The sequence below is a fragment of the Neisseria sp. HMSC068C12 genome (genome assembly GCF_001814095.1).
Taxonomy (GTDB): domain Bacteria; phylum Pseudomonadota; class Gammaproteobacteria; order Burkholderiales; family Neisseriaceae; genus Neisseria; species Neisseria perflava.
The window spans coordinates 1-19,114 of sequence record NZ_KV814825.1; the positions used below are offsets into that span (position 1 = coordinate 1).

19 protein-coding genes are annotated in these 19,114 nt (G+C 50.5%); 15 read left to right on the forward strand and 4 right to left on the reverse strand.

All coding sequences use genetic code 11. The annotated features are described in order from the left end of the window. Positions 1 to 162: 162 nt before the first annotated feature. From HMPREF2952_RS07855 to ylqF, 15 genes are all read left to right on the forward strand, one after another. The gene (locus HMPREF2952_RS07855) at positions 163 to 2,388 is read left to right on the forward strand and encodes a DNA internalization-related competence protein ComEC/Rec2 (protein ID WP_070588247.1); all 2,226 of its coding nucleotides are present in this window, start codon (positions 163 to 165) and stop codon (positions 2,386 to 2,388) included. A gap of 402 nt (positions 2,389 to 2,790) precedes the next feature. Next, positions 2,791 to 3,411, forward strand: coding sequence for a phosphoribosylanthranilate isomerase (locus HMPREF2952_RS07860; RefSeq protein ID WP_004520055.1), 621 nt, complete (start codon positions 2,791 to 2,793; stop codon positions 3,409 to 3,411). 36 nt (positions 3,412 to 3,447) lie between these two features. Continuing rightward, positions 3,448 to 4,050 (forward strand): hypothetical protein, encoded by a 603-nt coding sequence (locus HMPREF2952_RS07865; RefSeq protein WP_004520056.1) that lies wholly within the window; start codon positions 3,448 to 3,450, stop codon positions 4,048 to 4,050. 4 nt (positions 4,051 to 4,054) lie between these two features. Beyond that, positions 4,055 to 4,465 (forward strand): hypothetical protein, encoded by a 411-nt coding sequence (locus HMPREF2952_RS07870; protein ID WP_004520057.1) that lies wholly within the window; start codon positions 4,055 to 4,057, stop codon positions 4,463 to 4,465. Between the two features lie 111 nt (positions 4,466 to 4,576). Next, the gene (gene trpB, locus HMPREF2952_RS07875; protein ID WP_070695486.1) at positions 4,577 to 5,779 is read left to right on the forward strand and encodes a tryptophan synthase subunit beta; all 1,203 of its coding nucleotides are present in this window, start codon (positions 4,577 to 4,579) and stop codon (positions 5,777 to 5,779) included. A gap of 193 nt (positions 5,780 to 5,972) precedes the next feature. Beyond that, positions 5,973 to 6,878, forward strand: a complete 906-nt coding sequence (locus HMPREF2952_RS07880; protein ID WP_004520059.1) for a DMT family transporter — start codon at positions 5,973 to 5,975, stop codon at positions 6,876 to 6,878. A 52-nt stretch (positions 6,879 to 6,930) separates the two neighbouring features. After that, entirely contained in the window at positions 6,931 to 8,220 is a 1,290-nt protein-coding gene (bioA, locus tag HMPREF2952_RS07885) for an adenosylmethionine--8-amino-7-oxononanoate transaminase (protein ID WP_070588287.1), read from the forward strand. Beyond that, complete coding sequence (gene bioD / locus HMPREF2952_RS07890) at positions 8,217 to 8,873, forward strand: dethiobiotin synthase (RefSeq protein ID WP_004520062.1); 657 nt, start codon at positions 8,217 to 8,219, stop codon at positions 8,871 to 8,873. Before bioA ends, bioD begins: the two co-directional genes overlap by 4 nt. Further along, positions 8,863 to 9,357 carry a chorismate--pyruvate lyase family protein gene (locus HMPREF2952_RS07895; RefSeq protein ID WP_004520063.1) on the forward strand — a complete coding sequence of 165 codons (495 nt, stop codon included), beginning with the start codon at positions 8,863 to 8,865 and terminating at the stop codon, positions 9,355 to 9,357. The genes bioD and HMPREF2952_RS07895 overlap by 11 nt, the downstream gene beginning before the upstream one ends. A gap of 173 nt (positions 9,358 to 9,530) precedes the next feature. Then, positions 9,531 to 10,451 carry a 4-hydroxybenzoate octaprenyltransferase gene (gene ubiA / locus HMPREF2952_RS07900; RefSeq protein ID WP_049336445.1) on the forward strand — a complete coding sequence of 307 codons (921 nt, stop codon included), beginning with the start codon at positions 9,531 to 9,533 and terminating at the stop codon, positions 10,449 to 10,451. 268 nt (positions 10,452 to 10,719) lie between these two features. Next, positions 10,720 to 11,169: a PTS IIA-like nitrogen regulatory protein PtsN gene (gene ptsN / locus HMPREF2952_RS07905; RefSeq protein ID WP_039862228.1), complete on the forward strand. Its 450-nt coding sequence runs from the start codon at positions 10,720 to 10,722 to the stop codon at positions 11,167 to 11,169. Between the two features lie 3 nt (positions 11,170 to 11,172). After that, positions 11,173 to 12,135, forward strand: coding sequence for an HPr(Ser) kinase/phosphatase (gene hprK / locus HMPREF2952_RS07910; RefSeq protein WP_004520066.1), 963 nt, complete (start codon positions 11,173 to 11,175; stop codon positions 12,133 to 12,135). Next, the gene (gene rapZ / locus HMPREF2952_RS07915) at positions 12,116 to 12,970 is read left to right on the forward strand and encodes an RNase adapter RapZ (RefSeq protein WP_070695488.1); all 855 of its coding nucleotides are present in this window, start codon (positions 12,116 to 12,118) and stop codon (positions 12,968 to 12,970) included. The genes hprK and rapZ overlap by 20 nt, the downstream gene beginning before the upstream one ends. 34 nt (positions 12,971 to 13,004) lie before the next feature. After that, positions 13,005 to 13,229 carry a protocatechuate 3,4-dioxygenase gene (locus tag HMPREF2952_RS07920; protein WP_039862229.1) on the forward strand — a complete coding sequence of 75 codons (225 nt, stop codon included), beginning with the start codon at positions 13,005 to 13,007 and terminating at the stop codon, positions 13,227 to 13,229. A gap of 91 nt (positions 13,230 to 13,320) precedes the next feature. After that, positions 13,321 to 14,262: a ribosome biogenesis GTPase YlqF gene (gene ylqF / locus HMPREF2952_RS07925; protein ID WP_049336447.1), complete on the forward strand. Its 942-nt coding sequence runs from the start codon at positions 13,321 to 13,323 to the stop codon at positions 14,260 to 14,262. 55 nt (positions 14,263 to 14,317) lie between these two features. Here ylqF and HMPREF2952_RS07930 read toward each other — a convergent pair whose 3' ends face one another. The 4 genes from HMPREF2952_RS07930 to HMPREF2952_RS07945 all read right to left on the reverse strand — a co-directional run bounded on the left by HMPREF2952_RS07930 (position 14,318) and on the right by HMPREF2952_RS07945 (position 19,089). Beyond that, the gene (locus HMPREF2952_RS07930; protein ID WP_004520070.1) at positions 14,318 to 14,911 is read right to left on the reverse strand and encodes a LolA family protein; all 594 of its coding nucleotides are present in this window, start codon (positions 14,909 to 14,911) and stop codon (positions 14,318 to 14,320) included. 58 nt (positions 14,912 to 14,969) lie between these two features. Continuing rightward, a complete protein-coding gene (locus HMPREF2952_RS07935) occupies positions 14,970 to 17,192 on the reverse strand; it encodes an NADP-dependent isocitrate dehydrogenase (RefSeq protein ID WP_049336448.1) in 2,223 nt (740 codons plus the stop codon). A 172-nt stretch (positions 17,193 to 17,364) separates the two neighbouring features. Continuing rightward, positions 17,365 to 18,567 carry a beta-ketoacyl-ACP synthase gene (locus tag HMPREF2952_RS07940; protein WP_004520072.1) on the reverse strand — a complete coding sequence of 401 codons (1,203 nt, stop codon included), beginning with the start codon at positions 18,565 to 18,567 and terminating at the stop codon, positions 17,365 to 17,367. A 3-nt stretch (positions 18,568 to 18,570) separates the two neighbouring features. Further along, on the reverse strand, positions 18,571 to 19,089 hold the full coding sequence (locus HMPREF2952_RS07945; protein ID WP_004520073.1) for a hypothetical protein: 519 nt from the start codon (positions 19,087 to 19,089) through the stop codon (positions 18,571 to 18,573). Between the last annotated feature and the right edge of the window lie 25 nt (positions 19,090 to 19,114).

Below are 19,114 nucleotides of genomic sequence, written 5' to 3' on the forward strand. Positions count from 1 at the left end.
ACCTGATTCAAAGTGCCGACCAAAGAAGCGGCGTACTCAATTACATCTACGACAAAATCGGACGGATTCAGGTCATAAATACTGCAATCAAATATTTGTCATAATCTACTAAAAGCATTTATTATTACATATCTAATAATCATAATTTAAGGGAAAATGTTCATGGCGTGGCGGTTTGTGTTGCCTGCTTGGGTGGTGGGTGTAGTGCTTTCGTTTGCGTTGCCGTTTGTGCCGCCATGGTGGGCTTGGTTGTCTGTAATCATTGGCGCGCTTGCGTTGTGTCGAAAATTTGCTGTGGCTTGGTTGGTGCTGGCTGTTTGCGTGGGTATGGCGTTTGGAGTGTGGCGGACCGGGCTGGTGTTGGCCGGTCAATGGCCTGCAGGGGAGGTGGCGGCTAAAGTTTTGACGGTTGAAGTGGCGGATATGCCGCGTGATGATGGTCGGCGCGTGCAGTTTGCGGCAAGGGCTTGGGATGAACAGGGGCAGGCTTTTGATTTGATGTTGTCGGATTATCAGCGGCGCGATTGGGCGGTGGGCAGCAGGTGGTCTGTATCGGCGCGGGTAAGGCCGGTGATCGGTGAAGTGAATGTGCGCGGTTTGAACCGTGAAATATGGGCTTTGGCCAATGGTATCGATGGCATGGGTACTTTGGGGCGCGACAGGAAACTCGTGCGGCAAGGTGGCGGTTTCGGTTTGGCTAATATGCGTGATGCGGTAAGCCGGAGTTGGCAGAGAACAGGGGACAAATATCCTGAGTTTTCAGACGGCATAGGGCTGATGCGTGCTTTGAGTATTGGCGAGCAATCGGCGTTGAGGCCGCCTTTGTGGCAGGCATTCCGCCCTTTGGGGCTGACACACTTGGTCAGTATTTCGGGCCTGCATGTGACGATGGTGGCGGTATTGTTTGCCTGGCTGATTAAGCGAATTTTCCGTTATTTGCCGTGGATTCCGGCAAAACCGCGTGTGTGGATATTGGCAGGCGGTGTTGCCGGTGCTTTGTTTTATGCGCTTTTGGCCGGTTTTTCCGTACCGACGCAACGCAGTGTGTTGATGTTGGCTGCGTTTGCGTGGGCATGGTGGCGCGGCAGTGGCGGCTCGGGCTGGACGGCGTGGTGGCAGGCTTTGGCCGTTGTTTTGTTGTTGGATCCGTTGGCTGTATTGGGCGTGGGAACTTGGTTGTCTTTCGGTTTGGTTGCTGCTTTGATTTGGGCTTCATCAGGCCGTCTGAAAGAGTCGGGCTGGCGGTTGGCTGTACGGGGACAATGGGCAGCGACTGTATTGTCGGTGGTATTGCTGGGCTATTTGTTTGCTTCGTTACCTTTGCTCAGTCCGTTGGTTAATGCGCTGGCTATTCCTTGGTTTTCTTGGGTGTTGACGCCGTTGGCTTTGCTGGGTTCGGTTTTTCCGTTTGAACTTGTCCAGTTGGTAGCGGCATTTTTGGCGGAATATACTTTACGCGGTTTGCTATGGCTGGCTATGGTATCGCCTGAATTTGCCGTCGCAGCGGCGCCCGTGCCTTTGCTTGTGTTGGCGATGATGGCGGCTTTACTGTTATTGCTGCCTAAAGGAATGGGCTTAAAACCTTGGGCATGTCTGGTTTTATTGGGCTTTGTGTTTTACCGTCCTGCCAAGCTGGAGGAGGGGGTGGCAAGAGTTACGGTGATGGATGCAGGACAAGGTTTGTCGGTGTTGATACAAACGCGTAACCGCAATCTTTTGTTTGATACGGGAACGGAGCAAGTGGCGCAAACAGGTATAGTGCCGAGTTTGAACGCGATGGGTGTGCGCCGTTTGGACAGCCTGATTTTGTCGCACCATGATATTGACCATGACGGCGGTTTTCAAAGTGTGGCGGCTGTCGGTACCGATAAATTGCTTGCCGGACAACCTGAATTTTATCCGAATGCAGAGTTTTGCCAAGAAGACAAATGGCAATGGGACGGCGTAGATTTCGAGTTGCTCAGGCCGTCTGAAAATGCAGGCAAGGAAGATAACGACCAAAGCTGCGTATTGCGTGTCGTGGCAAACGGAAAAGCCTTGTTAATAACCGGCGATTTGGGCGTGAAAGGCGAGGCCGGTTTGATTGAGAAATACGGCAATGCGCTGTATAGCCAAGTGTTGGTGTTGGGACATCACGGCAGCAGCACGGCTTCGTCAGGCAGCTTTTTGCATACGGTTTCGCCACAATATGCCGTGGCATCTAGCGGCTATGCCAATGCCTACAAACATCCGACCGTTGCCGTACAAAATCGTGTCCGCGCGCATGGTATTACTTTATTGAGAACGGATTTGTCTGGCGCGTTGGTGTTTGCTTTGGGACAGGACGATATATTTCAAGGCCGTCTGAAAAAGGATAAGTTTTATTGGCAGAAGAAACCGTTTGAGTAAAAAGGCTAAAAGGCCGTCTGAAAGACTTTTCAGACAGCCTTAATATTTTTTATTGACGGGCATTATCCAAATTTTGTGTGAATCCAATTGTGGATAGTTTATTTTACTCATTGATAATAAAGGATAAAATAAATTTGATTAAATAATAGGCAAATAGAAAAGAGGAAAATAATTACAAAGTTATTAGTAATAATCGGTATGATGTTCTGTATATCAAGCAGAGCCTAAAGCAGCACAGAGTTCGCACGTTTCTATAATGAAGATGCTGCGCAACTGACAGCCGCCAATATTATCGGCTGATGGTTGTTTTAAAGTTTAAGGCCGTCTGAACCTGATATTTCATGTTCAGACGGCCTTAAACTTATATAATATCCGACCCAACTGTTTAAAAAGGCTATCGCCATGAACACCATACGCACCAAAATTTGTGGTATTACCCGACCTGAAGACGCGCTGGCCGCGGCCGAATTGGGCGCGGATGCCATCGGGCTGGTGTTTTATGCCAAGAGTAAACGGGCAGTGAGTATTGAGCAGGCGCAGGCGGTTGTGAAAAACCTGCCGCCGTTTGTATCGGTGGTGGCCTTGTTTGTGAATGAAAACGAGCAAACCATCCGCGAGATTTTGCGTCAGGTGCCGATAGATGTGATTCAGTTTCACGGCGATGAAGACGATGATTTTTGCCGTCGGTTTGACCGCCCGTATTTGAAGGCCGTGCGCGTACAGTCCGCTGCCGATATTCAGACGGCCTGTGCCAAATTTCCGAATGCACGCGCCTTGCTGTTTGATGCCTATCATCCGACTGAATACGGCGGTACGGGACAAAGTTTCGACTGGACCATGTTGCATGGCAATATCGGCAAACCGTGGATACTTGCCGGCGGATTGACTGCGGAAAACGTTGCCGAAGCGGTAAAAATCAGCGGCGCTGCGGCGGTAGATGTGTCCGGTGGCGTGGAAATCTCCGGCGGGGTTAAGAGCAGGGAGAAAATGGCGGCGTTTATTCAAGCAGTAAAGGCCGTCTGAAATTTTGTTTGAATTCAAAGAAACCGGAATACATATATGCAAGAGCCAATCGTTGAATCCCACCCCTTCGCAGCCTTGTTGCCGCCGCAGGCAACGATCATGATGATGGGGACGTTTCCGCCTAAAGAAGAAAAACACGCGATGCAGTTTCATTATCCGAATTTCCAAAACGATATGTGGCGCGTGTATGGGCTGGTGTTTTTTGGCGATGTGGCGCATTTTCAAAGGCAGGGCGAAAAGGCGTTTGATGCCGATAAAATCAAAGCGTTTTTAAGTGAGAAGGGCATTGCATCCTGTCCGACCGTGTTGAAGGCCATACGCGAACATGGCAATGCTTCGGATAAGTTTTTAAAAGTAATAGAAACTGTCGATTTGGCGGCAGTATTGGCGCAAATGCCCGAGTGCCGCCATCTTTGTACCACCGGCGGCAAGGCAACCGAAGTTTTGTTGGAGATTCAAGGCAACGGTATGAAAATGCCGAAGATCGGCGAAACAGTGCCGTTCCCCTATGCTGGACGTGAGTTGACCCTGACGCGCCTGCCTTCGACTTCGCGTGCCTATCCTTTGAGTTTGGCGAAAAAAGCAGCGGCGTATCGGGCTTTTTTTGAAATGGCTGGATTGACTGTTTTTCAGGAGTAGAGCGATGGACCGTTATGAAATCTCTTTAATGACGTTTATGGCTTTGTGGTGGCTTTTTAATGTCGTCTCAGTGTGGCTGAAGGCCAAACAATGGCATATCAAGGTATTGTTGGGCGGAACGCTTTTGTATGTGATACAAATATCTGCAGTCGTTATGTCTGTTAACGGCCTTAATTGGATATTTTTGAACGTAAGCACTATAAATACCAATGAGTTGATTATTGCTTTGCTTGTGCTTAACTTTTTGGGTTGTTGGTTGCTGGCACTGTGGCTGGGGATGTTGGCATTAAAAATATGCCTGAGAAACAAAAACGAAGAAAAATATATCGCGCCGCCGTTGGGTACGGCATTGATTGCAACATCGAGCTGTACGCTGTTGTTCCTATTTTGTCTGCTGATATTATTATTCAATTAGTTGCCGACAAGATGAATGGAAAACGGCTATAATTGCTGACAATTTTACTTTCATACGGCCTTGTACTGAATCAGGCCGTCTGAAACCATAAAACGAATAAGGAAAAATCCCATGAAAAATTATTACGCTCCCGACGAGAACGGCTTTTTCGGCGAACACGGCGGCCTGTACGTTTCCGAAACCCTGATTCCTGCTTTGCAAGAATTGGCAGAAGCCTATAAAGCAGCGAAAGAAGATCCTTCATTTTGGGAAGAGTTCCGCCATGATTTGAAACACTATGTCGGCCGTCCCAGCCCTGTTTACCATGCCGCGCGATTATCCGAGCATTTGGGCGGCGCACAAATCTGGCTGAAGCGTGAAGATTTGAACCACACCGGCGCGCACAAAGTCAACAACACCATCGGTCAGGCATTGCTTGCCCGCCGCATGGGCAAAAAACGCGTGATTGCCGAAACCGGCGCGGGTCAGCACGGTGTGGCTTCTGCCACCGTCGCCGCACGTTTCGGCATGACTTGCGACGTGTACATGGGGGCGGACGATATCCAACGTCAAATGCCCAACGTGTTCCGTATGAAGCTGCTTGGCGCGAATGTCGTCAGCGTCGACAGCGGCAGCCGTACTTTGAAGGACGCGATGAACGAAGCCATGCGCGAATGGGTGGCGCGCGTGGACGATACGTTCTACATCATCGGTACTGCCGCAGGTCCTACGCCGTATCCGGAAATGGTACGCGATTTCCAATGCGTGATCGGCAATGAAGCCAAAGAACAAATGTTGGAAGTCATCGGCCGCCAACCTGATGTTGCCGTTGCCTGCGTGGGCGGCGGCTCGAACGCCATCGGTTTGTTCCATCCCTATATCGAAGAAGAAAACGTACGTTTGGTCGGCGTAGAAGCAGGCGGTTTGGGCGTGGATACCCCCGACCACGCCGCACCGATTACCAGCAAAGCCCCTATCGGCGTATTGCACGGTTTCCGCAGCTATTTGATGCAGGACGAAAACGGTCAAGTTTTGGGTACGCATTCCGTTTCCGCAGGCTTGGACTACCCAGGCATCGGCCCGGAACACAGCCATTTGAACGACATCAACCGCGTGGAATACACTGTTGCCAAAGACGACGAAGCACTCGAAGCCTTTGATTTGCTTTGCCGTTTTGAGGGTATTATTCCTGCGCTGGAATCCAGCCATGCCGTTGCTTGGGCGGTGAAAAACGCGCCGAAAATGAGCAAAGACCAAGTGATTTTGGTCAACCTCTCCGGTCGTGGCGATAAAGACATTAATACCGTGGCGAAACTCAAAGGCATTGAGTTGTAAGTCTTATTGATTGAGCAGCAAAGGCCGTCTGAAAAAGCTGGATTTCAGTCTTTCAGACGGCCTTTGTTTCCATAATGATCAGCGTAGTATTTTATCCGCGTAAACTCTATCAAGTCTCGGCGGTTAAGGAAATTTATCCTTTCAAACTGCGCTTGTACGCTTTCTAAACTGATTATTCAAGTTATCCATCACCATGAAACATTTAGCAATCCATCTAAAACTATTGGGCATGGCGGCGTTTTGGGGCGCATCTTGGCCGATGGGGCGGATGCTGGGACAGGCGCTGCCGCCTTTAACGGGCGGTATGCTACGCTTTTTGACGGCGGCAATCTTGCTTTTGGGCTGGCTGTTTGCACGGTATCGGTTGCGTACTTTGGCGGTTTTGTCGCGCAAACAATGGCTTGGGTTGGCACTGGCGGCGGCATTCGGCGTATTTGGTTTTACTGTGTTGTCTATGCTGGGTTTGCAGCGGCTTCCTGCTTCAAGGGCGACGGTGTTGGTCACGTTCAATCCTGTATTGACGATGTTTTTTGCGGCTTTGCTATTTGGCGAGAAGCTCAACGGCAAGATTGTGTCGGGTATGTTGTTGGCAGTGGCAGGCTCGGTATGGGCGGTCACGCATGGCGAGATTGCGGCATTTTTGTCGGGCGGCGGCATAGGGTGGGGCGAAGTGCTGGTGTTTTGCAGCCTTTGCTGCTTGGTTACTTATACGATGATGGGCAGGGCGGTGTTGCAGGGGATTGATGCGCTGACGGTCACCGTGGCTACTGCTTGGCTGGGTGCAATGATGTTGTTGCCGCCTGCGTTGATTTCAGACGGCCTGCCGTTTGGCATGCTTGCCGAAATGGACGGCAGGGGCTGGTTTGCTTTAATTGGCCTGTCTGTCGGCGCAACGGTCTTGAGCTATGCGTGGTATTTTGAAGGCGTGAAGACTTTGGGCGCAGGCAGCGCGGCGGCGTACATCACTTTGGTGCCGGTATTCGGTATTTTGTGTTCCGCTTGGTTTTTGGGCGAGGCATTGCATGTTTCTTTGGTTGCTGGCTGTTTGGCAGCGGTGGGCGGATTGGTGTTGATGCAGTACGGAAGACGTGCCGTCTGAAATAGAAAATATGTTATATAATAATGAAACTGATCAAACCATTGTTTTCAACATGTCTGAACATTCCCCCCTGCTCGATTTCGACCGCACCCACCTGCTCCATCCCTATACGTCCATGACCGACCCGTTGCCTGTTTATCCGGTGCGCCGTGCGGAGGGCGTGCACATCGAATTGGCGGATGGTACGCGGCTGATTGATGGGATGTCGTCTTGGTGGTGTGCGATACACGGCTACAATCATCCTGTTTTGAATCAGGCGGTTGAGGCGCAGATTAAGCAAATGTCGCATGTGATGTTTGGCGGTTTGACGCATGAGCCTGCGGTAGAGCTGGGCAAGTTGTTGGTCGGGATTTTGCCGCAGGGGTTGGACCGTATTTTTTATGCGGATTCAGGTTCGGTTTCGGTGGAAGTCGCGCTGAAGATGGCGGTGCAATACCAGCAGGCGCGGGGTTTGACCGCGAAGCAGAATATTGCGACGGTGCGGCGCGGTTATCACGGCGATACTTGGAACGCGATGTCCGTCTGCGATCCGGAAACGGGGATGCACCATATTTTCGGCAGCGCGTTGCCGCAGCGTTATTTTGTCGATAATCCGAAAAGCCGTTTCGATGATGAATGGGACGAGGCGGATTTGCAGCCTGTCCGCGCCTTGTTTGAAGCGCATCATGCGGATATCGCCGCCTTTATTTTAGAGCCGGTCGTGCAGGGCGCGGGCGGCATGTATTTCTATCATCCGCAGTATCTTCGCGGATTGCGCGATTTGTGCGACAAATTTGATATCGTGTTGATTTTTGATGAAATCGCTACCGGATTCGGACGCACGGGCAAGATGTTTGCCTGCGAACACGCGAATGTCGTGCCGGATATTATGTGTATCGGCAAGGGCTTGAGCGGCGGCTATATGACGTTGGCGACGGCGATCACTTCGCAAAAAGTCACCGAAACGATTTCGCGCGGCGAAGCGGGCGTATTTATGCACGGGCCGACATTTATGGCGAACCCGCTGGCGTGTGCCGTTGCCTGCGCCTCGGTCAAGCTGCTTTTGTCTCAAGACTGGCAGGCAAATATCCGCCGCATCGAAAGCATCTTAAAAGGCCGTCTGAAAGCTGCATGGGACATTCGCGGCGTGAAGGACGTACGCGTTTTGGGTGCCATCGGGGTGATCGAGTTGGAAAAAGGCGTGGATATGGCGCGTTTTCAAGCGGATTGCGTGGCGCAAGGAATTTGGGTGCGCCCCTTCGGCAGGCTGGTGTATCTCATGCCGCCTTACATTATTCCAGACGACCTCTTGACCGAACTTGCCGACAAAACCGTACAAATCTTGAAGGAACACAGCAAATGAAAGGCGTTTACTTCGTTAGTGGCATAGACACGGACATCGGCAAAACCGTCGTCACCGGCGTGTTGGCAAAACAATTGTTGCAGCAGGGTAAAAGCGTGATTACGCAAAAGCCCGTGCAAACCGGTTGCCAAGACATTGCCGAAGACATCGTCGTCCACCGCAAAATCATGGGCATACCCATGCAGGAAGCCGACAAACAAGGGCTGACCATGCCCGAAATCTTCAGCTATCCAGCCTCGCCCCATCTCGCCGCCCGTCTTGACGGCAGGGCTTTGGATTTGGATAAAATCCGTACCACCACTCAAGAGTTGGCGACGCAATACGAAATCGTTTTGGTCGAAGGCGCGGGCGGATTGATGGTTCCGCTGACGGAAGATTTGTTGACCATTGATTATATTCAGCAACAGGCTTATCCCGTCATCCTCGTTACCAGCGGACGGCTCGGTAGCATCAACCACACCCTGCTCAGCTTCTCCGCGCTCAAACAATACGGCATCCAATTGCATAGTCTGATTTTCAACCATATTCACGACAGTAAAGATGAAACCGTTGCCGGCGATACCTTGGAATATCTTAAAGGCCGTCTGAAAGATGAGTTTCCCGAAGCCAAATGGCAGGAGTTGGCCAAAACAGAGGTGTCAGATGGAGCTTGATATACCGCGTGGCACGCTTTGTTCACATGCCGAAGCTTCAAGTCTTTTGTCGTCTGATGCTGAACATCTGCTGACCGTTTCTTCGTTAACTGCCGCTCTGCGCGCTTCCGGCAAGGAGTTTTCAGTCGAGCCGGTGTATTTGGGTTTGACGAAGGGTGCGGAAAACGGAGACGAAATCTTTGTACGCGATGTTTTGCTCAAACTGGACGGCGAAACAGTGATACAAGCCAGAAGCGCGTGCCGACCGGACAGCCGTCTATGGACAGAATTATTGGATTGCGGAACGCAGCCTTTGGGCGAGCGCCTGTTTGACGGTACATTGCCGTTGAAACGTTCGGATTTTGAGTTTCTTCGTTTTGAAGATTCCGACCATCCATCTTTCAGACGGCCTGTTACCGCGCGCCGTTCCTATTTTGATTGGAACGGCGAAACATTGGAATTAACAGAATATTTCTTATTGAAATTAATAGATTTATACCGCTAAGGCTGTCTGAAAATAAAACCAATTACCGATGTTTGTCATAATTCTGTTATAATACAATAAATTAAATTGTTAAGATCTGTTTAATTTTAGACGGCAATAAATTATAATAAGAGCTAAGGCTCTAAAAAACCTTTCCTTCCGAATCGATATATAAACAACGACACATTACATCAATGAACATAAGGCGATTTTTCCTACAAATTCTACCGCGTTACGCTGTCGGACGGATGGTGATATACGCCAAGCTGATGCGCGTCGACAAACCCATTGGTACACTGCTTTTGCTGTGGCCGACTTATTGGGCATTGTGGATTGCGTCTAAAGGCGTTCCCAACGCGGATATTTTTATTGCCTTTACCGCAGGCACATTTCTAATGCGCAGCGCAGGTTGCGTCGTGAATGACTTTGCCGACCGCAATTTTGACGGTGCAGTAGAGCGCACCAAAAACCGCCCGTTTGCCAAAGGTTTGGTTTCTAAAACCGAAGCGCTGCTTTTGACCGTCATGCTGTGTCTGATGGCGGCTTTATGCTTGGTGCCGCTCAACCGTTTTACTTGGCTGATGAGCCTTCCGGCCTTATTTTTGGCCATCACATATCCTTTCACCAAACGCTTTTTTCCATTGCCGCAGTTTTATTTGGGGCTGGCATTTTCGTTCGGTATTCCCATGGCCTTTGCCGCCGTGCAAGGCCGAGTGCCTCCCGAAGCATGGCTGATGTTTACCGCTAATGCCTTATGGACGCTGGCTTACGACACGATTTATGCCATGGCGGACAAAGAAGATGATTTGAAAATCGGTATTAAAACTTCGGCAATCACATTTGGTCATCACGATATTACCGCCTCTATGCTTTGCCATTTTTGGTTTACCGTATTGATGGTGGTGCTGGGTATTAAAATCGGCGCAACTTGGCCTTATTGGCTGGTATTGCCGATAACCGTTTATTGGCAGTATCAGCAGTATGCCGCTATCCGTACGCGCGACCGCCAGTTGTGCTTCCAAACATTTTTGGCCAACAACCGCATCGGCTTGGCGTGGTTTTGCGGATTGGTCTGCCATTATTTCTGGTTGTTTTTGGTTTCCAAATTGTTTTAAAAAACTAGGTTGAGGCCGTCTGAAAAGAAGGGAAAAGGGGTATGCCGGACATACCCCTTTTTATTTAAACCATGATTTAGCCAATGATGGAATTTTTACTTTAAATTAATTATAATCAAATGGTTGGATTATTTCCAGTTCGTTAAAAAATATCAAAAACAACATGGAAAATGTTAGCAGGGCGAGTGTAAATTACGCCTTCAGGATTGAGATTTGCACCGACAATCGGTACAATCCCATTGTTTTGCGACATTTAAAAGAGATACACATGAGCCTGATCGGCGAAATTTTACCTTTGTCCCATATCGTTTTGGATTTGGAAGTCAGCAGCAAAAAGCGTCTGTTTGAAGAGGCTGCACAGCTGCTGGAGAATGAAGCAGAATTACCGAATACCAACGTGTTCGACTGCCTGTTTGCCCGTGAAAAACTTGGTTCGACCGGTTTGGGGCAGGGGGTGGCGATTCCTCACGGCCGTCACGCATGCGTGAAAAAAGCCACCGGTGCGTTTATCCGTACCAAAGAGCCGGTCGCCTTTGATGCGCCCGACGGCAAACCCGTTTCCCTGATTTTTATCCTGCTTGTGCCTGAAAACGCTACCGGCGAACATTTGGAAGTCTTGTCCAAACTGGCCGGCAGATTCTCTCAAAAAGCCATCCGTGAAGCATTGATGGCCGCGACTTCTGCCGAAGAAGTACGCACACTCCTGACCGAAGAGTAATTCATGCCCAGCATATCTGTCCGCCGCCTGTTTTCCGACAATCAGCACAAACTCGAACTTGCTTGGGCTGCCGGCAATTCCGGCGCGGACAACCGTATCGGTGTCGAAGCCGATAAACCCGTCTTGGCCTTGGTCGGCCATTTAAACTTTATCCATCCCAACCAAATTCAAGTTGTCGGCGTAGCCGAAGCCGAATATTTACGCCGTCTGGAATCGGGCGAACTCAACTATGATTTCGGCGAGCTTTTCGACATTCCCATGTCTTTGGTCATCGTCGCCAACGGTTTGCCGGTTTCGCCCAAATTACGCGATTATTGCCATACCAACAGTATCCCCTTGCTGACTTCCAAACAGGAAAGCCCGCACCTGATGGACGTTTTGCGGATTTATCTGCAACGGACATTGGCAACTTCCACCATCAAGCATGGCGTATTTTTGGATGTATTTGAAGTGGGCGTACTCATTACTGGACAATCCGGCTTGGGTAAGAGCGAATTGGCATTGGAGCTGATTTCGCGCGGCCACAGCCTGATTGCCGATGATGCAGTCGAACTTTTCCGTACCGGTCCAGAAATGCTGGAAGGCCGTTGCCCGCCTATGCTGCGTGATTTCCTCGAAGTACGCGGCTTGGGCATACTCAATATCCGCCATATTTTTGGCGAAACCTCCATCCGTCCGAAAAAAATCCTCCAGCTGATTATTAATTTGGTTCCGGCCGACGACGGATACATGAAACAACTCGATCGATTGAGCATCCGTACCGAAACAGAGTCTATCCTCAACGTCAGCATCCGTTCCGTTACCCTGCCTGTTGCAATCGGTCGAAACTTAGCAGTATTGGTTGAAGCTGCAGTGCGCAATTACATCCTTCAATTGCGCGGTAAAGACAGCACCAAAGAATTCCTCGAACGCCATCAAACACAACTCAAAGAAAACGAACAAAACCATGAAAATCGTCCTGATTAGCGGCTTATCCGGCTCAGGAAAATCCGTAGCCCTCAAACAACTCGAAGATTCAGGCTTTTATTGCGTTGATAATCTGCCTTTGGAAATGTTGCCTTCGCTGGTGTTGTACCATATTGAACGCGGCGAAGAAACCCAGCTTGGTGTCAGCGTTGATATCCGTTCCGGTATCAATATTCAGGAAGCGAAAGAGCAAATCCAATATTTGCGTCATGAAGGGCATCAAGTCGAAGTCCTCTTTATTGAAGCGGAAGAGGGTGTGTTGGTTCGCCGCTTCTCAGAAACCCGCCGCGGACACCCTTTGTCCGGCCATAATCTGACTTTGTTGGAAAGCCTGCAAAAAGAACGCGAATGGCTCTTCCCGCTTAGAGACATCGCATATTGCATCGATACGTCCAAAATGAACGCACAGCAGCTGCGTTATGCTGTGCAACAATGGCTCAATATTGAACGTGTCGGTTTGCTGGTCATTCTTGAATCCTTTGGTTTCAAATACGGCGTCCCCAACAATGCCGACTTTATGTTTGATATGCGCAGCCTACCCAATCCGTATTACGATCCGGAATTACGCCCCTTTACCGGCATGGATAAGCCTATTCAAGATTATTTGGGTCAGCAGCCGTTGGCTCAAGAAATGGTTGATGACATCGACCATTTTATTAGCCGCTGGTTACCGCGCCTGCAGCAAGAGAGCCGTAGTTATGTGACGATTGCCATCGGTTGTACCGGCGGTCAGCACCGCTCCGTTTATGTTGTGGAAAAACTGGCCGAACGCCTCAAAGGCCGTTACGAACTCCTTGTCCGCCATCGTCAGGCACAAAGCTTGGCAGGACGCTAACTTGCCGTTTCAGACGGCCTCAAAGGAAGAAACCATGAAAAAAATCAGTCTGACCGCATTATCCCTGCTTATCTTGACCGCCTGTGCAACAGAACCTGTCACTGCTTACCGTTGGCACCGCACCGGCGCGAGCGAAGCTGAAGTTTCCCGCCAAATCAATACCTGCAAATCGCAAGTTCAAAATGGAAATACATCCAAGACGTTTGAGCAATGTATGGATGAAGCAGGTTATTACAGCTACGAGCATGGCAACCTCTAAATCCCGATTGACCGATTATCCAAATGCCGAGGCCGTCTGAAAAAATAATTGTTCAGACGGCCTCAGATACGAATAGAAAGAATAAAAAGACATGGCTATCCAATGGTTTCCCGGCCACATGAATAAGGCAAAAAAAGCCATTGCCGAACGCATTAAAAGCGTTGATATGGTGATTGAGATGTTGGACGCGCGTATGCCTGCTTCCAGCGAAAACCCCTTGCTTGCCCAGTTGTCCAAAGGCAAGCCAAAACTCAAAATCTTAAACAAGCAAGACCTTGCCGATCCCGAGCGTACCAGAGTTTGGCTCGAACACTACAACAGCCGCCAAGATACCCGCGCCATTGCGCTTGATTCTTCCGAAACTGGCGCGCATAGCAAAATTACCCAAGCCTGCCGCGCCATGATTCCGCATCGCCAAGGTATCGAGAAGCCGCTGCGTGTCCTGATTTGCGGTATCCCCAACGTCGGCAAATCCACCTTGATTAACGGCATGATCGGCAAAAAATCTGCCAAAACCGGTAATGAACCCGGTATTACCAAAGCCGAACAGCGCCTTTTCCTTGCAGACGATTTCTGGCTTTACGATACCCCGGGTATGTTGTGGCCAAAAATTATCGTCGAAGAAGGCGGCTATAACCTTGCGGCCGGCGGTGCAGTCGGACGCAACGCGCTGGATGAAGAAGAAGTGGCACTTGAGCTTTTGGATTACCTCCGCCGCCATTATCTGGCTCTGTTGCAAGAGCGCTATCAAGCCGACAAAGATCCAAGCAGCCATTGGGACGATACTTCTTGGCTGGAGTGGATTGCCAAAAAACGCGGTGCGGTTTTGAGTGGCGGACGGGTCAACTACCAAAAGGCCGCTGAAAATATCCTGACTGATTTCCGCGAAGGCAAAATCGGCAGAATCACGCTGGAAACGCCAAACCAATGGGAGGCTTGGCTGAAAAAAGCCAGACAGAAAGAGGCCGAACTCAAAGCCATTCGCGAAGCGAGAAAGGCGGAAAGAAAAGGGCAGCAGCCTTCAGCCGATTAATATAAAAGGCCGTCTGAAATCTATTTTCAGACGGCCTTTTGTTGGGATAGACAATTTAGAGGGCGGTACGGCTGAAGCTGTCCAGAGCTTTATCGGTTTGGATTTGGTTGAACTGCATGATGGTTTTGTCGCCTTGTTTTTCGTCCAATTCAATTTTTCGTACCAGCGTATCGCCGTTGATTTCGATACGGTTGAAGATTTGGCGGGTAATGGCGGTTTTCGGAGTCAGGGTCAACGTCCATTTTTTCTCGTTGCCGTTTAATTTCAAATCAAATTGTTTTTCCAAACCTTGGGTATTGCCGCCCAAAAGGTCGAGGAAGAGTTTGATTTGGCGGCTTTGGCCGTTGAGTTTGCTGGCATTTGGGTTGACCCATTGACTGCCGTTCCATTGCATGATGCCGTCTGAACGCACGCGCAGGGTGGTTTCAAATGGTTTTTGCATTTTCCAGAGCAGGCCTTTTTGTGGGACAAGGGTAAAGCTGCCGCTGGTGGTCATGGGTTTGCTGAGGGATTTGAGCTGGCGTTGTTGGACAAAATTACCTTGCACGTTTTGCGGTTTTTGCAGGGTTTGTGCCAATTCGGCAGGGGAAAATGCCCATAAAGCCGGAGCGCTGATGAGGAGAGTAAGAGAAAGAATGGTTTTTTTCATTGTGTTTCCATAAGGTTTGAGGCCGTCTGAAAGTTCAGACGGCCTTTTATTGCTTTAATTATAAGGTTGACAAGGCCTGATTAAAGGTTGCGCTTGGACGCATCGCTTGTGCGGCTTTTTCAGGATTGGCTGCGTAGTAGCCGCCGATGTCGACCGCTTTGCCTTGTACGGCAGAGAGTTCTTCAACGATTTTGGCTTCGTCAGCAGTCAAAGCGGCTGCCAACGGCGCAAATGCGGCTTTCAGTTCGGCATCTTTGTCTTGCGCCGCCAATTCTTGCGCCCAGTAGAGGGTGAGGTAGAAATGGCTGCCGCGGTTGTCGAGTTCGCCAGCTTTGCGTTTAGGCGATTTGTCGTTCAGAAGCAGTTTTTCGGTGGCTGCATCCAAAGTGTCGGCGAGGACTTGGGCTTTGGTGTTGCCGGTTTTTTGTGCCAGATGTTCAAACGATACGGCGAGTGCGAGGAATTCGCCCAAAGAGTCCCAACGCAAGTGGTTTTCTTCGAGGAATTGTTGAACATGTTTCGGTGCAGAACCGCCTGCACCGGTTTCAAACATACCGCCGCCATTCATCAATGGAACGATAGACAGCATTTTCGCGCTGGTACCCAGTTCCAAAATTGGGAACAAGTCGGTCAGGTAGTCGCGCAGGACGTTACCGGTCACGGAGATGGTGTCTTCTCCGTTTTTCAGACGGCCCAAGCTGAATTTAGCGGCTTCCTCAGGAGCGAGGACGCGGATGTCGAGGCCGTCGGTATCCAGTTCGGCAAGATAGGCTTTAACCTTGGCGAGCAGGCTCTTGTCGTGCGGACGGTTTTCGTCGAGCCAGAATACGGCTGGCGTGTTGCTCAGACGGGCGCGGTTGACGGCAAGTTGTACCCAGTCTTTAACCGGAGCGTCTTTGGTTTGGCACATACGCCAGATGTCGCCGGCTTCAACGTCGTGTTGCATCAGGACATTACCTGCTGCATCAATGACTTGAACTTGGCCGTCGGCTTCGATTTCAAAAGTTTTGTTGTGCGAACCGTATTCTTCGGCTGCTTGCGCCATCAGACCGACGTTAGGAACGGTACCCATGGTTGTCGGGTCAAATGCGCCGTGTTCGCGGCAGAAGTCGATGGTTGCTTGGTAAACACCGGCGTAGCTGCTGTCAGGAATCACGGCTTTGGTGTCTTGCGCTTTGCCGTCTTTATCCCACATACGGCCGGAATTACGAATCATCGCAGGCATAGAAGCATCGACGATGACATCGCTAGGAACGTGCAGGTTGGTGATGCCTTTGTCGGAATCAACCATGGCCAAATCAGGGTTGGCAGCGTAAACAGCAGCGATTTCAGCTTCAACGGCGGCGCGGGTGTCCGCATCCAGTTTGTCCAGATTGGCAAGCAGGTTGCCGAAGCCGTTGTTGACATTAACGCCTGCGGCAGCCAGTTTGTCACCGAATTTTTCAAATACAGGCGCGAAGAATACTTTGACGGCGTGTCCGAAGATAATCGGGTCGGACACTTTCATCATGGTGGCTTTCATGTGCAGCGAGAACAATACGCCTTTAGCTTTTGCGTCTTTCACTTGTTCGGCAAGGAAGGCGAGCAGGGCTTTTTTGCTCATTACGGTCGCGTCGATGATTTCGCCGGCTTTCAGGGCAACAGGCTCGCGCAGCTCTTTTTTGTTGCCTTGTTTGTCGGTGAATACGATGGATACGGAAGTTGCTTCAGGTACGGTAACGGATTGTTCGTTATGGAAAAAGTCGCCGCTTTGCATGGTGGCAACGTGGGTTTTGGAGTCTTTCGTCCATGCGCCCATGCTGTGCGGATGTTTTTTCGCAAAGTTTTTCACTGCCTTAGGCGCGCGACGGTCGGAGTTGCCTTCACGCAGGACAGGGTTTACCGCGCTGCCTTTGATGCGGTCGTAACGTTCGCGCACGGCTTTTTCTTCATCGGTTTGAGGATCGGCAGGATAGTCGGGAACGGCAAAGCCTTTAGACTGCAATTCTTTAATCGCGGCAGTCAGTTGAGGTACGGATGCGCTGATGTTCGGCAGTTTGATCACGTTTGCATCGGGTTGTTTCACCAGTTCGCCCAATTCGGCAAGCGCATCAGGTACGCGTTGCGCTTCGGTCAGGTATTCGGGAAACGCCGCCAAAATACGACCGGAGAGAGAAATGTCGCTGGTTTTGACATCAATATCGGCATGGCGGGTAAACGCCTGCACGATTGGCAACAGGGATTGAGTGGCCAATGCAGGAGCTTCGTCGGTGTAGGTATAGATAATGGTGGATTTAGTCATGGGATTATTCTCTATGTAGGTTAAGTTTTTCTTTTCGGGCACATCGCGAGAAGAAATGTGCTAAGCCTATTATGGCATATTTCGGCGGATTTGGTTGTTGTTTTGATGTTATTGTTTTTTAAGTTGCGGAAAAGAAAAAGGCCGTCTGAAAAGACAGCCTAAATATAAGGACTTATCCGATAATCAAAACAGCATTGCTGCCGCCGAAGGCAAATGATGAGCTGGCGGCGATGCGTTTTTCAGACGGCCAGCGGCTGTTTTCGTCGGTCAAAGCGATGTTGGGCAGCTCGGAATCGGGTACGTTGTCCCATTGTTGCGGCGGCAGTTTGCCTTCCGGATTGTATTGGCGGTTGGCCATCAACCAGGCAAACGCGGCTTCGATCGCACCGGCTGCACCCAAAGTATGACCGGTAGATGGCTTGGTTGAAGTGCAAAGGGTGTGGCTGCCAAATACTTCGGCAACGGCTCGGCTTTCCATGCTGTCGTTGTGTTGCGTGCCGGTGCCGTGCAGATTGATCCAGCCGATGTCTTCTGCTTTCAAACCGGCTTTATCCAAAGCGGCCTGAAAGGATTGGGCTGCACCCAAACCGTCGGGGCGGGGAGAAGACATATGGTAGGCATCGCTACTTGCACCATAGCCCAGCAACTGCATTTCGCCGTCAAAATCGGCATCGCGCGTCATCACGAAAAATGCGGCCGCTTCGCCGATATTGATGCCGTTGCGGTTGGAGGAAAAAGGCTTGGCGATGCTGTCTGAAAGCACTTCCAAAGAGGCAAAACCATTAATCGTCAGCGGAGAAAGCGTATCCGCGCCGCCGCAAATTACGACATCACACAATCCGGCACGAAGCAATCGGGCTGCGCTGATGAGGGCGCGTGCGCCGGAAGTGCAGGCGGTGGAAACGGTATAGCGCAAGCCGTCTAAACCGTAAACTTGGGCGATAAATTCGGAGGGCGAAGCCATGGTGTGTTGCAGCTGTTTGAACGGAACATCCGTCCATTCACCACCTTGGACAACGTGTTGGAACAAAGGGATATTTTCATCTGCGCCACTGGTGGACGTACCAGTCACGACAGCGACCCTTTCTTTGCCGTAACGGGCAATGGCCGTCTGAATCAGTCCGTCTATTTGCGAAAGCGCGTGCAGGATAAGCTGGTTGTTGCGGCTGCGATGCGCTTCGGGAATGCTGTCGGGTAGAGGCATCAGGGTTTCTTTGACTGCACCAAAAGCATGCGTTTTGCCTTTTACCCATTGGTCTGAAAAAGTCAGGGGCGTGTTTTCAGACGGCGTGAGTAAGGCATCGGCATGAACTTGCAAGCCGCTACCCAATGCGCTGGTTAGTGCCGGACGGCTGAGATAAACAGGAGTATTCATGAATTAGTCTTCTGCAATCGGGCTGACCGTCCAGAAAGTTTGGTCGGGGAAGCCGATAAGGAATTGTTCGGAATGGTGGGCGACACACCACAAATCACGCTCGCGGTAGCTGAACACCGCGCCTTTGCCGTCAGGGCAGAAGCCTTGATGGGTGGCGTTTTGTTGGCGGGCTTCAGGGTAAAGCGTGGCGGCTTGTTCGGCGGCCAAAAGCGGCAACAAGGCGGCAAACAATCGGCGCGAACTGGCATTGGGCATCACAAAACCATCATTTTTCCAGCCTTTGGTGCTGACCGATTGGCGCGATACCGGCGCACCCAGTGCATCGGTTTGGACAAAGCGGATGCCGTCTGAATGAGGCTCGACTGCCAAGAGATTGGTTTGAACGGTTTGCCCCGCCGCATTAGTTTGTTCAAGTTTGAACCATTGGCCTTCTTTGGAAAGCGGCGGCAGCGTTTGCGGATGGGGGAGCGAGGTCGCGCATGCGGAGAGCAGCAGTGCAGCAAGCAAAGGGATAAATCGCATAAGGTTTTATCTATCGGTCAAAATA